The 14,486-nt window shown below is 67.1% G+C and carries 17 protein-coding genes; 12 read left to right on the top strand and 5 right to left on the bottom strand.

Annotated features, from left to right (window positions below; translation table 11 throughout):
* The first annotated feature begins 5 nt into the window (after positions 1-5).
* The 6 genes from QTH90_RS17670 to QTH90_RS17645 are packed head-to-tail and all read left to right on the top strand — an operon-like array spanning position 6 to position 5,341.
* Positions 6-875, top strand: coding sequence for a sugar phosphate isomerase/epimerase family protein (locus tag QTH90_RS17670; protein WP_286665866.1), 870 nt, complete (start codon positions 6-8; stop codon positions 873-875).
* A gap of 12 nt (positions 876-887) precedes the next feature.
* A complete protein-coding gene (locus tag QTH90_RS17665; RefSeq protein ID WP_286665865.1) occupies positions 888-1,721 on the top strand; it encodes a shikimate dehydrogenase family protein in 834 nt (277 codons plus the stop codon).
* Positions 1,722-1,732: 11 nt separating this feature from the next.
* On the top strand, positions 1,733-2,944 hold the full coding sequence (gene pcaB, locus QTH90_RS17660; protein WP_286665864.1) for a 3-carboxy-cis,cis-muconate cycloisomerase: 1,212 nt from the start codon (positions 1,733-1,735) through the stop codon (positions 2,942-2,944).
* Positions 2,941-3,375, top strand: a complete 435-nt coding sequence (locus QTH90_RS17655) for a carboxymuconolactone decarboxylase family protein (RefSeq protein WP_286665863.1) — start codon at positions 2,941-2,943, stop codon at positions 3,373-3,375. The genes pcaB and QTH90_RS17655 overlap by 4 nt, the downstream gene beginning before the upstream one ends.
* Complete coding sequence (locus QTH90_RS17650; protein WP_286665862.1) at positions 3,372-4,580, top strand: multidrug effflux MFS transporter; 1,209 nt, start codon at positions 3,372-3,374, stop codon at positions 4,578-4,580. Before QTH90_RS17655 ends, QTH90_RS17650 begins: the two co-directional genes overlap by 4 nt.
* Positions 4,577-5,341, top strand: a complete 765-nt coding sequence (locus QTH90_RS17645; RefSeq protein WP_286665861.1) for an alpha/beta fold hydrolase — start codon at positions 4,577-4,579, stop codon at positions 5,339-5,341. The genes QTH90_RS17650 and QTH90_RS17645 overlap by 4 nt, the downstream gene beginning before the upstream one ends.
* A 19-nt stretch (positions 5,342-5,360) precedes the next feature.
* Here the strand turns inward: QTH90_RS17645 and uraH (QTH90_RS17640) are convergent, their stop codons facing one another.
* Genes uraH (QTH90_RS17640) through QTH90_RS17625 form a run of 4 tightly spaced genes read right to left on the bottom strand, consistent with a single transcriptional unit; the run spans position 5,361 to position 8,133 of the window.
* Complete coding sequence (gene uraH / locus QTH90_RS17640; protein WP_286665860.1) at positions 5,361-5,714, bottom strand: hydroxyisourate hydrolase; 354 nt, start codon at positions 5,712-5,714, stop codon at positions 5,361-5,363.
* 22 nt (positions 5,715-5,736) lie between these two features.
* A complete protein-coding gene (uraH, locus tag QTH90_RS17635) occupies positions 5,737-6,225 on the bottom strand; it encodes a hydroxyisourate hydrolase (RefSeq protein ID WP_286665859.1) in 489 nt (162 codons plus the stop codon).
* Between the two features lie 34 nt (positions 6,226-6,259).
* Positions 6,260-6,802 (bottom strand): 2-oxo-4-hydroxy-4-carboxy-5-ureidoimidazoline decarboxylase, encoded by a 543-nt coding sequence (gene uraD, locus QTH90_RS17630; protein WP_286665858.1) that lies wholly within the window; start codon positions 6,800-6,802, stop codon positions 6,260-6,262.
* Positions 6,799-8,133 carry an MFS transporter gene (locus tag QTH90_RS17625; protein WP_286665857.1) on the bottom strand — a complete coding sequence of 445 codons (1,335 nt, stop codon included), beginning with the start codon at positions 8,131-8,133 and terminating at the stop codon, positions 6,799-6,801. The genes uraD and QTH90_RS17625 overlap by 4 nt, the downstream gene beginning before the upstream one ends.
* 145 nt (positions 8,134-8,278) lie before the next feature.
* Between QTH90_RS17625 and QTH90_RS17620 the strand changes: the two genes are divergently transcribed.
* The 6 genes from QTH90_RS17620 to QTH90_RS17595 all read left to right on the top strand — a co-directional run bounded on the left by QTH90_RS17620 (position 8,279) and on the right by QTH90_RS17595 (position 14,073).
* Entirely contained in the window at positions 8,279-9,232 is a 954-nt protein-coding gene (locus QTH90_RS17620; protein WP_286665856.1) for a LysR family transcriptional regulator, read from the top strand.
* A 50-nt stretch (positions 9,233-9,282) separates the two neighbouring features.
* Positions 9,283-9,957, top strand: a complete 675-nt coding sequence (locus QTH90_RS17615) for a DsbA family oxidoreductase (RefSeq protein WP_286665855.1) — start codon at positions 9,283-9,285, stop codon at positions 9,955-9,957.
* A 577-nt stretch (positions 9,958-10,534) separates the two neighbouring features.
* On the top strand, positions 10,535-11,194 hold the full coding sequence (locus tag QTH90_RS17610) for a response regulator (protein ID WP_286569743.1): 660 nt from the start codon (positions 10,535-10,537) through the stop codon (positions 11,192-11,194).
* Positions 11,191-12,546 (top strand): sensor histidine kinase, encoded by a 1,356-nt coding sequence (locus QTH90_RS17605; RefSeq protein ID WP_286665854.1) that lies wholly within the window; start codon positions 11,191-11,193, stop codon positions 12,544-12,546. The genes QTH90_RS17610 and QTH90_RS17605 overlap by 4 nt, the downstream gene beginning before the upstream one ends.
* A gap of 133 nt (positions 12,547-12,679) precedes the next feature.
* Positions 12,680-12,955, top strand: a complete 276-nt coding sequence (locus tag QTH90_RS17600) for a hypothetical protein (RefSeq protein ID WP_286665853.1) — start codon at positions 12,680-12,682, stop codon at positions 12,953-12,955.
* Between the two features lie 83 nt (positions 12,956-13,038).
* The gene (locus QTH90_RS17595; protein WP_286665852.1) at positions 13,039-14,073 is read left to right on the top strand and encodes an ABC transporter substrate-binding protein; all 1,035 of its coding nucleotides are present in this window, start codon (positions 13,039-13,041) and stop codon (positions 14,071-14,073) included.
* 106 nt (positions 14,074-14,179) lie between these two features.
* On the opposite strand, the gene QTH90_RS17590 is transcribed toward QTH90_RS17595, so the two are convergent.
* Positions 14,180-14,458 carry a hypothetical protein gene (locus QTH90_RS17590; protein ID WP_286665851.1) on the bottom strand — a complete coding sequence of 93 codons (279 nt, stop codon included), beginning with the start codon at positions 14,456-14,458 and terminating at the stop codon, positions 14,180-14,182.
* Between the last annotated feature and the right edge of the window lie 28 nt (positions 14,459-14,486).

Here is a 14,486-nt window from a genome sequence, read left to right as displayed (position 1 = left end):
ACTTCATGGCCATTGCCCTCGATCGCTTCGGCTTCAACACCGTCACCATGGGCGGAGAGCTCGGCCACAAGCTCGAGTGCATGAAGGCGGCTGGGTTCGCCGGCGTCGAACTGTGGGCGCGGGACCTGATCAATCATCCGACGGGCGTCGAGAAGGCGGCGCAACTGGTGAAGGAGAGTGGCCTGAAGGTGACCGACTTCCAGCCGCTGCGCGACTTCGAATGCGCGCCCGACGCCATGCGCCCGCACCGGCTCGAAATGGCGCGCGAGCAATTGCGGCAGATGTCGCTGGTCAGTACCGACATGCTGCTGTGCTGCTCGACCACGTCGCCGCTTGCCATCGATGACCCCGACCGCGCGGCCGAGGATCTGCGCACCCTCGCGACCCTGGCCACGCCACTCGGCATTCGCATCTGCTACGAGGCGCTTTCGTGGGGCCGGCATACCAACCGCTGGCATCAGGCCTGGGACATCGTGCGCCGCTGCGACCGCGAGAACGTCGGCCTGAACCTCGATTTCTTCCACATGTCGGTGCACGGCGACGACACGTCCGAGACGCTCGCGCAACTGGCCGAGGTGCCGGTGGAGAAGATCTTCCTGGTGCAACTCGCCGACTACTTCTTCGAATACAGTGACCGCCAGGCGGACATGATCGAACTCGCGCGCCACCAGCGACTGTTTCCGGGTGAAGGCCTGCACGACGTGCGCGACATGGTGCAACTGCTCGAGGACAAGGGGTATCGGGGCTACTACACCTTCGAGGTGTTCAATGACGACTACGTGAACTCAGATCCCGTGGTGGTCGGCCAGCGAGCGATGAAGAGCGCGCGCTGGATCAGCGAATCGCATGTTGCCGGCGGTGTGCCGGCGCGCTAACCAAGGAAGATCATGATCTCCGGCAAAACCACCCTCATCGCCCATCTGGGCTACCCCACGGAGAGCTTCAAGGCTCCCATGATCTACAACCCGTGGTTCGACAAGCAGGGCATCGACGCGGTCGTCATGCCGATGGGCGTGAAGGCCGAGGACTACGCCGAGGTGCTCGCCTCGGTGTTCCGCCTCACGAACATCCGCGGGGCGCTGGTGACGATGCCGCACAAGATCACGACGATGTCGCTGGTCGACGAGGTGACCCCGACCGCGAAGATCGCGGGGGCCTGCAATGCCATCCTCAAGCGGCCCGACGGCACCTTGCTGGGCGACCAGTTCGACGGCGCAGGCTTCGTGCGCGGGGTGCTGCGCAAGGGCCGTGCGCTCGACGGTGCGCGCGTGCTGGTTTCCGGCAGCGGCGGCGTGGGCTCGGCCATCGCCGCATCGCTGGCCGCGGCCGGCGTTGCCGAGATGGCGCTTTTCGATGCCAACACTGCGTCGTCGGAAGCGCTTGCAGGGCGGCTGCGCACGCACTACCCCAAGCTGAAGGTCACCACCGGTTCCAGCGATCCGGCCGGCTACGACGTGATCGTGAACGCCACGCCGCTCGGCATGAAGGAAGACGACCCGCTGCCTTTCGACGTCAGCCGCATCGCGCCGACGACCTTTGTGGGCGAGGTCGTGATGAAGAGCGAATACACGCCGCTGCTGCGCGCCGTGCGCGACAAGGGCTGCATGGTGCAGGTCGGCACCGACATGTTGTTCGAGATGATCCCTGCCTATCTTGAATTCTTCGGCTACGGCACCGCCACGTCGGAAGACCTGCGGGCCGTGGCAACGCTCGCTTACTGACGAGCATTTCCATGAGCATCTTCGAAGGTTTCCTCTCCACGTCCGAAACGCTGGCCGCGTTCAGCGACCGCAATTTCGTCGACGCCATGCTGCGCTTCGAGGCCGCGCTTGCGCGTGCGCAGGCGCAGGTCGGGCTGATTCCCGAGTCGGCCGCGCATTCCATCGTCGGAAGCTGCAAGGTCGAACTGTTCGATGTTGCCAAGATGGTGCGCGACAGCGGCCGGGCGGGCAGCGTCGCGATTCCCCTGGTCAAGAGCCTGAAGGAAGCAGTGGGTCTCTTCAACGCCGAGGCGGTGCGCTTCGTGCATTTCGGAAGCACCAGCCAGGACGTGATCGATACGGCAATGGCCATCGTCACGCGCGAAGCGGTCGCACTGGTCGAGGCGGATCTTGCCAAGGCCGCGCAGGCGCTGCTGCAGCATGCGCAGCGGTACGCCACCACCCCGATCCTGGCGCGCACGCTGATGCAGCCCGCGTCGGTGACCAGTTTCGGATTCAAGTGCGTCGGCTGGGCGGCGCCGCTCGTGCGCAGCAAGGCGCGGCTTGCCGAGGCGGCACAGCGTGCGCTCAATGTGCAACTGGGCGGTGCCGTTGGCACGCTTTCGCAAATGAAAGGTCAGGGGCCCGAGGTCCGCCGCCACATGGCGCAGGCGCTGGGCCTGGGCGATCCCGGCGCGACCTGGCACACGCAGCGCGACGAATGGATTGCGCTCGGATGCGAGTTGGGTCTCATGGTCGGGAGCCTCGGAAAGATCGCGAAGGACATCGCGCTGATGGGCCAGTACGAGGTCGGCGAACTGTCCGAGCCCAGCGAGCCGGGGCGCGGCGGCTCGTCGGCGATGCCGCACAAGCGCAACCCGGTGGCGTCGATGGTCGCGCTCGCCGCGGCACAGCGCGCGCCACAGCGCGTGGCGGCGCTGCTGGCCGCGATGCCGCAGGAGCACGAGCGCGCGCTCGGCGCCTGGCAGGCCGAGCTGGCCGAATGGCCGCAACTGCTGATGTCCGCGCATGGCAGCGCACGCGCTCTGGCTGGCGCATTGCCCGGCTTGCAGGTGGATGCCGGGCGGATGCGTTCCAATATCGACCGCCTGCGCGGCGAACTGCCCCGCGATGCCGCGGACGAATGGTTCGATCCCGCATTGGCCGAGCCCGCCGGCGCGATCGCGCTCGCGCAGGCATTGGCGCTGCAGGCTCAACTCAACACACCGGACACTGCAAGATGACTTCCCCCGAAATCCCGACCAACGCTTCTTCGGACACCTACGAAAGCGGACTCGTCAACCGGCGCCGAGTGCTCGGCGACGCGTGGGTCGACAGGTCGCTCGCCAATCGCAACGCCTTCAACAGCGAGTTCCAGGAACTCATCACGCGCCATGCGTGGAATGACATCTGGGGCCGCCCTGCGCTGGGCGACAAGACGCGCCGCTACATGGTGCTGTCGATGATGCTGGGCATCCATGCCTACGAGGAGTTCGCGATGCACGTGCGCGCGGCGCTCGACGGGCCGCCCGAATCGCGCCTCACGCCGGACGACATCAAGGAAGTGATCATGATGGCCGCGATCTATTGCGGCGTGCCGGTCGCCAACCATGCGTTCGGCATCGCGACGGGCATCCTGCGCGAAAAAGGCCTGCTCGCGGACGCGCCGAAGTGACAGGAGCTGCTGCGCGCAGCAGCATCTCCTTCGCATTGTTGTTGCCGCTGCTGCTCGCCGCCCAGCCTGTGGCGACCGACAGCTATCTTCCGGCGCTGCCGGCCATTGCCCGGGACCTGGGTGCGGCCAGCGCCAGTCTCACGGTCTTCGTGCTTGCCTTCGGTTTTGGGCAGTTGCCGTGTGGTCCGCTGTCGGACCGCTTCGGGCGCCGTCCCGTGCTCTTGACCGGCCTGGCCTGCTACGCGCTTGCCGCTCTCGGCTGTGCGTTGTCGACGGGCATCCCCATGCTGGTGATCTGTCGCGCGCTGCAGGGCTTTTCGATGGCGGCCATCCTGGTCTGTGCGCGAGCGGCCGTTCGTGATCTCTATCCGGCACACGAGGGGCCGCACGTCATGGCGCGTGGCCTGACCGGGCTCGGGGTGGTGGCGCTCGTTGCGCCAGTGCTGGGCGCCTATGTCGTGCAAGCCACGGACTGGCGCTGGGTGCTTGGCGGCATGGCGGTGTATGCGGTGGTGCTGTGGGCGCTGTGCTTTCGTGGATTCACCGAAACCCGCATCAAGGTGTCCGATCCGTCCGCGCCAAAGGGCAGCGTTCGCGAGGTCTTCGCCAGCCAGAGCTTTCGTGCCTGGGCCTCCGTCTCCGCGGTGACCTACGGCGGGCTGTTCTGCTTCCTGCTGTTTTCGCCAATGGTCTATATCAGCTTTCTCGGGCTTTCGCCGGCCTGGTACGGCTGGATTCCGGCGGGCGGATCGCTGGTCTATATCTTCAGCACCACGATGTGCCGCCGCCTGCTCACGCGCCACGGGGCGGTCCGCACGGTGCAGATGGGCTCGGTGCTGAGCCTGGCCGGTCCGCTGGTGCAGGCGCTGGGCTGCTGGCTGTTGCCGATGTCGGCATGGCCGCTGCTGCTGGGCCACGCGATCTACTGCGTCGGCCACGGCATTCACCAGCCTTGCGGGCAGGCGGGCGCCGTGGGCGACCTGCCGCATCTGGCGGGGCGTGCCGTTTCATGGTCGGGCTTTGCGATGATGGCGGTTGCGTTCGTCGTCGGTCAGATCGCCGCGAGCTTCGTCAATCCACAATTCAGCAACGGTGCGTGGCCGATGGTGGTGCCGATGGCGCTGGCCGGTGTCACGCTGGTGCTGATCGCCTATCTCTGGCTGCCGCGCCTGCCCGTCTCTCATTCACGAAAGGAAACACCATGACCCGTTTGAACGTTGTGCGCGAGGGCAATGGCCCGATCGTCGTGCTGAGCCACGCGCTGGGCTGCGACCTCCACATGTGGGACGGCGTCGCGGACTTGCTGGCACGCGCCCACACGGTGCTGCGCTACGACCATCGCAACCACGGCGCCTCGGAAAAGGTCGCCGGCCCGCTGACGCTGCAGATGCTGGCAGACGATGCGGCCGAGTTGATCGAGCGCGAGGCTCAGGGCGAGCCGGTGCATTTCGTCGGCCTGTCGATGGGTGGCATGACTGCGCAGGCGCTCGCGCCCAATCATCCGAAGCTGCTCAGGAGCGTGGTGATCGCCAATTCGTCGGCGCACTATCCCGACGCCGCGCCGTGGCGCACGCGCGTGGAGACCGTGCAGGCGCAAGGCGTGGCTGCCATTGCTCCGGGGGCCGTGGCGCGCTGGCTCACGCCGGAGTACGTAGCTACGCCGGAAGGCGCGGCCGCCGCACGGGTGCTGCACGACACCCTGGTGGGCACCGATGCGGCCGGCTACGTCGCGAGCTGCGATGCCGTCGCCGCCATCGACTTCCGGGAGAGCAACCGACGCATCGCCGTGCCAACGCTCGTGATCGCCGGCACCCGCGATGAGGCCACGCCGCCCTCGATGTCCGAGGCGATGGTGCAGGCCATCCCCGGATCGCGTCTCGCGACCATCGAGGCGGCCCACCTGAGCGCGGTCGAGCGGCCGGTCGAGTTCACCCAGCTGCTCGTGGATTTTTGGCGCAGCCTTTGACGCGCCGCTGCCGGATCGCTCAGCTGCCCCGGTAGGTCGAGCAGCTCCACGGCGTGCACAGCATCGGCACGTGGTAGTGCTGCTGTGTGTCGAAGATCGCGAAGCGCACCGGCACCGTGTCAAGGAAGGGCGTGTCGTTCGCGGCGCCCGGTTGCCGCCGGAAATAGTCGCCGACATGAAAGAGCAATTCGTACTGTCCCGTGCGGGCCGCGTCGGGCGCCAGCACCGGCTGGTCGGTGCGGCCGTCGGCGTTGGTGGTGATGCTCTTCACGAGCTTCCATCCGTCGCCGTCGCGCACCGAGAAATCGATGCGCATGCCGGCGCCGGGGCGACCGGTGCCGCTGTTGAGTACATGGGTGGAAATGCCGGCCATGTTCGTTGTCTCCTTGTGCGGGTCAAGAACCGCGGTAGTACGAGTAGCCCCAGGGCGTGAACAGGATCGCGAGGTGGATGCGCTCCGCCGGGTTTGCGATCAGGAAGCGCACCGGCACCTGAGCGAGAAAGTTCGGCTTCGGCAGCGCCGTGCCGCGCGCCGCGAAATAGTCTTCGACCTGGAGCAGCAGTTCGTAGCGGCCCGGCTGGTAGCTCTGGTCGACGAGCAGCGGCTCGTCGGTGCGGCCGCCGCGGTTGGTTTCGAAGCGGCGCAGCACGCGGTATTCGGTGCCGTCGTGCATCGAGAGCTGCACTTTCATCGCGGCACCGGGCGACCCGTTGTGGGTGTCGATCGCATGCATCGTGAGGCGCGGGCTCAGATTGATCTGCGATACCGGCGCTGTCGCGAGTGCGGCGGGAGCGTTCTGGGCGGCGGCACCGCCGGCCGCCAGGCTGCCGAGGGCGAGGCCCGCAGGCAGAAAGGCGCGGCGGGTGAGGGCGGGCGAAGTCATGGTGTCTTGTCTCCTGCTTCTTCGTTCCGGGTGACTACATGACCGGCGACGCCAGCAGGCGTCCGAGCCGCAGCCGCGTGATGATCGCAATCTGGTCCAGCGCGGCTTCGAGCTCGATGTCGGTGTCGCGCGCAGTGCGGGTACGCAGCGCCTCGAAGATCTGAGCGCGCGTGTTGGCGAGCACGGCAATCACGAAGGGAAAGCCATGCTTCGCAGCGTAGGCCGCGTTGAGCGAGCGCAGCGTCTGCAACTGGTCGCGGCTGAGCGCGTTGAGGCCGGCCTGTTCGGTGGTCGAGTGACCGGTCATGGTCCCGGCCTGGGCTTCCTTGCCCGCCAGTTCCGGATGCATGCGCAGGAAGTCGATACGCACCTCGCGGGACGTTGCGCGCACCACATCCATCATCGCGCGGTGCAGGTGGTCGATGTTCACGAACGGGCGTTCGGCCCATGCGCCGGTTGCGACCCACGGTGAGTGCTCGAACACGCCGCCCAGTGCCGCGACGAAGCGCACGCAGTCGAGCCGGTTGATGTCGGCCAGCGTCAATGCCGGCGTTTCCATGGCGAGTACGGCGCTCATCGGGCCACCGCCTTCTTCGCGAAGCGCGGAACGAACGCGATGATGAGAATCGCGGCGCAGATCTCGACCGCAGCCACGATGAAAAGGCCCGGCGAGAGGAGACCGGTCGAGGCCTTGATGGCACCCAACATCGAAGGAGCGCCGAAGCCTGCAAGGTTGGCGATCGAGTTGATCAGCGCCACGCCGCCCGCCGCGGCGGCTCCGGCGAGGAACCGTCCTGGCAACTGCCAGAAGACCGGGATCGCGCTCATGGTGCCGACGATGGCAAGGGTCTGCGCCGCAAGCGCAAGCATCGGGCTCTGCTTCATGAAGAGGGCGGTGAGCGCGAGGCCGACCGCGCCGAGCGCTGCCGCGAAGGCACAGTGCAGGCGGCTTTCCTGGTGGCGATCGGAATGCAGGCCGTTGTAGATCATGCCGACCGCGCCGCAGAGGTACGAGAAGGCCATGATCCATCCCACGGTCGCGGGGTTGGTGAAGCCCACTTCCTTGACCACCGACGGGCCGAAGAAGGTCAGCGACGAATTGGCCGCGATGATGCAGAAGAAGATCAGGATCAGCAGCCACATGCGGCCGTCCTTCAGCGATGCGATCAGGCTCTCCTCGCGATGGCCGAGTGCCTTGCCGTCACGCGCCATGTCCTCGTGGATCAGGCGGCGCTGTTCGGCCGTGAGCCACTTCGCCTGCTCGGGGCGGTCGGTCAGGTAGAACCAGGTCACGAAGCCGGCGATGACCGAGGGCACCCCCTCGATGAGGAACACCCACTGCCAGCCTGACCAGCCATTCAGGCCGTGCAGGTTGTTCATGATGCTGCCGGCCAGCGGCCCGCCGAGGACACCCGCGATCGCCGAGGCCGACATGAAGATGCCGAAGGCCTTTGCGCGCCGCTCGCTCGGGAACCAGTAGGTCAGGTACAGGATGATTCCGGGATAGAAGCCGGCCTCGAACACGCCCATGAGGAAGCGCAGGAAATAGAACATCGCCGGCGTCTTCACGAACATCGTCGCGACACAGACGATGCCCCAGCCGATGGTGATGCGCATGATGGTCTTGCGGGCGCCGATCTTCTGCAGGAGCAGGTTCGACGGCACTTCGAAGAAGAAGTAGCCCAGGAAGAAGATGCCGGCGCCAAGACCGTAGACCGCTTCGCTCCAGCCCAGTTCGTCGAGCATGGTGAGCTTGACGAAGCCGACGTTGACGCGGTCGATCCAGGCCAGTACCCAGAGCGCAAAGATGAAGGGAATGATGCGCCAGGTGATGCGGCTGTATGCCGCGTCGAGCGCGCTGGGCGGCGCGATGGGCGCTGCGTGTTGGGGGACTTCCAGGGTGGCCATGAACAACTCCTTGGCGGATCAATGAGGGACATCGAAGGGGTCTGCGGATTGGGCCAGCCGACACCCCGACCTGTCGATACCGCCGCGGCATGCGAATCGCTATAGACTGCATCGGACATATCGATAGACAAGGATCCCAACAGCCATGCAACGCGGCGTCGATCTGCTCGACGGTCACCTGCTGCGGGTGCTTGCCACGGTCGTGGAGGAGCGCAGCGTGTCGCGTGCCGCTGCGCGCCTGCACCAGACGCAGCCGGCGGTGAGCGGCTCGCTCAAGCGCCTGCGCGAGATCTTCGGGGACGCACTGCTGGTGCGCGACGGCACTGCGATGGTGCCGACCGCCCGTGCCGCGGGCTTGGCCAGCCAGGCGCGGCGAGCGCTGGGCGAACTGGAAGCACTGCTGGTCGAGCCCGATGAGTTCGTGGCCGCGGATGCCGAGCAGCGCTTTCGCATCGCCTCGCCCGACTACATCGCGCCTTCGTGGATCGCCCGGTTGGCGCAGCACGTCGGCCTCGAGGCGCCGCACTGCCGCATCGAGCTTCGGGCACTCGGCCCCACTTTCGATTTCGAACGTGCGCTCGGCGACGACGAACTCGACCTCGTCATCGGCAACTGGCCTGCGCCGCCGGAGCACCTGCATATTTCGCTGTTGCTGGAGGACGATCTGGTCTGCCTGATGGCGAGCGATCATCCGTTGGCGCAAGGCGCCACGCAGCTCAGCGAATCCGACTACCTGGCTGCGGGCCACGTGGTCCCCGTGCCCTATGCGATGGCGCAGCGCGGCGTGGTCGAGACTTACCTGGGCGAGCGTCGCCTCGGGCGCGATGCGCGCGTGCAGGTGCCTTACTTCGGGCTCGCGCCTTCGATCGCGGCCAGCACACAACTGATCTTCACGACCGCGCGCCATTTCGCCGAATACCATGCGCGCCTGTTGCCGCTGGCGTTGCTGAAAGCGCCGGAGGGTTTTCCGCGCATGCGCTTCTATCAGCTCTGGCACGACCGTGTGCATCATTCGCCGGCGCACCGCTGGCTGCGCGGCCTGGTCGCTCAGTTCGGGCGCGAACTCGTCGCCCACGATGACGCAAGGCCAGTGGGGTGATCGACGCCCGGGCGGTTGAAAGTGACACGGACGGCCCCATCATCCGTGCCATGCCTACCCAACTCCACATCGATTTCGTGTCCGACGTCTCCTGCCCCTGGTGTGCCGTCGGCCTTGGTGCGCTCGAAGCCGCCCTCAAGAACGTTGCGCCGGACGTGACTGCCGACCTGCGCTTTCAGCCCTTCGAGCTGAACCCGCAGATGCCCCCCGAGGGCCAGGATGCCTTCGAGCATCTGAACCAGAAATACGGCTCCACGCGTGAACAGCAGGCGCAGGCGCGCGAAGCGATTCGCGCACGCGGCGCGGCAGTCGGCTTCGAATTCAGGCGGGAAGGGCGCTCGCGCGTCTACAACACGTTCGACGCGCACCGCCTGCTCCATTGGGCTGAACTGGAGGACGTGGCGAAACAGGTCGCGCTGAAGAAGGCGCTGCTCAAGGCCTGCCACACCGACGGCGAGAACCCGTCGGACCCGGATGTGCTGGTGCGCCTCGCGAGTGAATCCGGGCTCGATCCTCAAAAGGCGCGTGCCATCCTCGACAGCGACGAGTTCGCGGCTGGGACTCGTGAGCGCGAACGGCTCTACACCGATGCCGGGATCCATTCCGTGCCGGCCATCATCATCAACAACCAGCACCTGATCTCTGGGGGGCAGCCGGTGGAAGTCTTCGAGCGCGCGTTGCGACAGATCGCTGGTGCTGCGTCTTCTGGCGTGGCCGTTGCTTGATCTGGGTTAGCGGGAGGCGTAGGGGTGGCGTCGTCGGGCGGTGTGCCCTGGGCCGGCCGACGTCACCGGCCCTTCGGGCTTCCCTGCGCTGCTCGCGGTACGCGGGGTCCGCGCAAACTCGCTTCGCTCAAACACGCGCGGCCCTGATCCGCGTACCGCTGCGCTGCTCGGCGGTGCCTCAACGGCCGGCCCAGGGCACACCGCCCGACGACGCGGGACGCTGCGGTTGAACTGTCCGCCTCAATGGTGGTGATGCGCGCAGGCTGGGACGCGTTAGAGGCGCGCATATCCGTCGCATACCCCAGAGCCCGGTGGGCGGTGCGGGTTGGGCGACCCCTCTGCGCCGCCGAAGCGCGCAGCTTCAGGCGGATCAGGGCCGCGCGTGTTTGAGCGAAGCGAGTTTGCGCGGACCCCGCCTGAAGCGAGCACTGCAGGGCAGCCCGAAGGGCCGGTGTAGCGGGGTCGACCGGCCCGCACCGCCTACCGGGCGCCCGCCCGAAGGGAAACAACCCCTCATGCACAACTAAGAATTCCAGCGTAGCCTCCCGCGAACTGTGTCCAGGCACAAGGAGCCCTCGTGCGCGCATTACTTGTGGAAGACGACGAAATGATCGGCCGCAGCCTCATGCATGCGCTCGACAACGCCGGTTGGTCGGTTGACTGGGTCCGCGACGGTGCGCTTGCCCACAGCGCGCTTGCCGACGGTGGTTACACCTGCGTGCTGCTCGACCTCGGCCTGCCCAAGGAAGACGGTACCGAGGTACTGCGACGCGCCCGCAAACGCGGAGACGCCACGCCGGTACTGGTGCTCACGGCGCGCGACGGCCTCGACGACCGTATCCACACCCTCGACCTCGGGGCCGATGACTACCTCCTCAAGCCCTTCGAACTGCGCGAACTGCTGGCGCGCATGCGTGCCGTCGTGCGCCGACGCGACGGTGCCGCGCACTCGGTCATCGGCACGGCCGCGCTGCAACTGGACCTCACCACCCGCGACGTCATCGTCAACGGCGTGCGGGAAGTCCTCACCGCCCGCGAATTTGCCCTGTTGCACGCATTGCTCGAACGGCCCGGCGCCATCTTGTCCCGCGAGCAACTCGAAGACCGCATCTACGGATGGGGCGAAGAAGTCACCAGCAACGCCATCGACGTGCTCATCCACGGCATGCGGCGCAAGCTCGGCGCCGAGGCCATACGCAACGTGCGCGGGCTCGGGTGGCGGGTCGTGCCGGCGTGACCGTATCGGGATTCCGGCCCCGATCGCTGCGCGCGCGGCTGCTGTGGTGGCTGGTCGCGCTCCACCTGCTGGCCATCGCGACCACCGCCTGGCTCTCCTACGTGGCCTACGGCCGCCTGGTCAACAACTTCATGGACGACCAGATGCGGCTGGTGGCCGAGTCGCATGCGACCCACCATCGCCTGCCCGCGCTTCAGCCCGCGAGCGACGAGGATGTTTTCCGGCGCGGCACCTTCGTCGTGCAGATCTTCGATGCGGACGGCCGGGCGCTCCTTGCCAGTTCATGGCCTGGGCTCGACATGCCACTGCAGACCGAGCCCGGCTTCAGCGACGTGCGTCTCGGCACCCGGGGCAGCGATGCATGGCGCGTCTACACCGCCGAGGAAAACCCCGTGGCCGGCATGCCGCGCGTGCAGGTCGTGCAGAACGACAGCTTCCGCCGCAACCGCATCGTGCGCCGCGCCCTGCTGGAGAGCCTGCCGATCCTCGTGCTGTTGCCCATCACGCTGCTGATCCTGCTGCTCATCGTGTCGGCCGCATCGCGATCGCTGCGCGCCGTGGCGCGCGACGTCGCAGCGCAGGAGGAGGGCAACCCGGCCGAGCTGGCCGTCGCCAGGGTGCCGGAGGAAATCGCGCCGCTCGTCTCCGCCTTCAACAGCCTGCTCGCCCGCCTGCGCAACACCCTGTCGGCCCAGCGCCGCTTCATGCAGGACGCCGCCCACGAACTGCGCACCCCGATGACCGCGATCGGCCTGCAGATCGAGAACCTGCGCGCCCATGTGCCCCCGGGCGATGCGGCCGAACGCTTCGCGCAGCTCGAAGGCGGAGTGAAACGCGCCCAGCATCTGATCGAACAGTTGCTGCGCCTGTCGCGACAGGACGCGCCCGCGGCCAGCGCGCGCGGGCCGGTCGACATCGCGGCCCTGCTGCGCGACAGCGTGAGCCAGCTCCTGGTGCTCGCCGACCAGCGCCACGTGGACGTCGGCTTCGACGGCCGCATCACGCCGCTCGTGACCGCGCCCGCCGCCGAGCTGCGCAGTGTGTTCGACAACCTCATCGACAACGCGGTGCGCTACGCACCCCAAGGCGGAGTCGTCGATGTGCGCCTCCACGAGGTCGATGGACATGCGGTGGTCGACGTGACGGACAACGGTCCGGGGATTCCGGCAGAGCAACTCGGGCGCGTGTTCGACCGCTTCTTCCGTGTGGCCGGCGCGCCGCCCGGCGGCAGCGGGCTTGGGCTCGCCATCGCGCAGACAGCCGCGCTGCGCAATGGCCTGCGCATCGAGCTGTCCAATCGCAAGGACGGCCCCGGATTGCTCGCGCGCGTGTTCCTGCCGCGCTCATCCTGAGCTAAGTCTTTGCTCACTCCCGCCTCATTCAGGCCACCTAGAGTCAAGTCAACCACTCCAGGAGACCCTGATGCACGCTTCACTCAAAGTCCTCGCCGCTGGAATCTTGGCGACGCTTGCCGCATTCGCTTCAATGACCGCCAGCGCACAGTCCGACGGGTCGGACTATCGCCCGATGCAGACGACCGGCTCGGTGTCCAGCGACGAAGTGAGCGCAGGCGCCATGGCGGCAGCGCGGCCGACCGGCACCGAATCCATCGGCCAGTCGACGGCCGCACCGATGGTCAGTTCGCAGCTCACCCGCGAAGAGGTGAGGAGGGGCGCCATCGAGGCATCGCACCCCATGAACACCGAGTCCATCGGCCAGTCGACCGGCATGGCCGGCATCACCTCGGGCACGCCGCACTGAACGCTCGCGTCCCCTTTGGCCTGCGCTTCGCCGCGCAGGCAGGCGCTATCCTCGGGTTTCCTTCGTGAGACCCGGGATACGCCATGCGCTACGTCGCCCCCAGATCCTTTGCCGTCGTCGGCGCGCTGTTCGGCTTGCTCGCGGCAACGAATGCCGCCGCGCAGGGCACAGTCAACGCGCTGTGCAGCACGGATGCGGGATGGTGCGAAGCCGCGGCGGCGGAGTTCACGCGGGCCACCGGCATCCGGGTGCTCCAGGCGCACAAGGGCACCGGCGAAATCGGCGCGCAGTTGCGTGCCGAAGCGGCCAATCCCAAGACCGACATCTGGTGGGGCGGCACCGGCGATCCTTTCCTGCAGGCGGCGGAACAGGGCTTGCTCGACCCGTACCGGCCCGCCTACATCAATGACCTGTACGACTGGTCCGTGCGGCAGTACGCCATGTCGGGGAACATGGTCGGCGGCTTCTACACGAGCGCGATGGGCTTCGGCTTCAACACCGACGTGCTCAAGAAGAAGAAACTGCCCGAGCCGCATTGCTGGGCCGACCTGATCAAGCCCGAATACAAGGGCGAGGTCGAGATGTCGCACCCGGGCACGAGCGGCACCGGCTACACCATCGTCGCCGGGCTGGTGCAGCTGATGGGCGAGGAGCAGGCCTTCGACTATCTCCGGAAGCTGCACCGCAACACCATCGCCTACACGCGCAGCGGCCAGGCGCAAGCGCCCAACGTGGCGAAAGGCGAAGTCGCCATCGGCGTGAGCTTCATCTTTGGCTTCGACAAGTGGCGCTTCGACAAGTACCCGGTGAAAGCGGTGGCGCCCTGCGAAGGCACGGGCTACGAGATCGGCGGCATCGCGCTGGTGAAGGGCGCGCGCAACAAGGCCAATGCCGTCCGCTACTACGACTGGCTCATGAGTCCGGCGGGGCAGGCGATCGGCGCCACGGCGGGGAGCCTGCAATCGCCGGCCAACAGGACCTTCAAGCCTGATCCGCGCATTCCGTCCATGGCCGATGTGCGGCTCATCAAGTACGACTTCGAGAAGTACGGCAAGGCGGCGGAACGCAAGCGTCTGATCGACCGCTGGACGCGGGAAGTCGAGTCACAACCTAGATAGCGCTCCCCCAGGCTGCGCGCACTGCGTGTCGCTTCGCCTTCCCCCTCGCCGGGGGCAACACCGGCGGACCGGCGGAGCCGGATCCGTGGTGTTTCCGGAACTTCGGTCAGAGGCCGTGGATTATGAAGACGCCCGCCGGCGGAGCCGGGATTGTGAGCAGGGTTTCGCCGACGCGGTTGAAGCGGTATTCGATGCCGTTGAGCAGGATGGACGGCACGTTGGTCCAGACTCGGTATTGGTAGCCTTCCTTGATCGGTGTGACCTGCAGCACGCGGAACACCGGCGGGATCACCACCCGGAACGAAAGGTGGGCGGAGGCGCTGTTCGAACCGACCGTGGATTCGGCCGCACAAAGCGCGGGCGCAAGCAGCAGCGCGAGCAGCATGCCCCTGGCTTCGCGTCCGCCGACGCAG

This window comes from Variovorax flavidus, assembly GCF_030317145.1.
GTDB classification, from domain to species: Bacteria; Pseudomonadota; Gammaproteobacteria; order Burkholderiales; family Burkholderiaceae_C; genus Variovorax; species Variovorax flavidus.
This window is presented reverse-complemented; position numbering and strand designations above follow the sequence as displayed.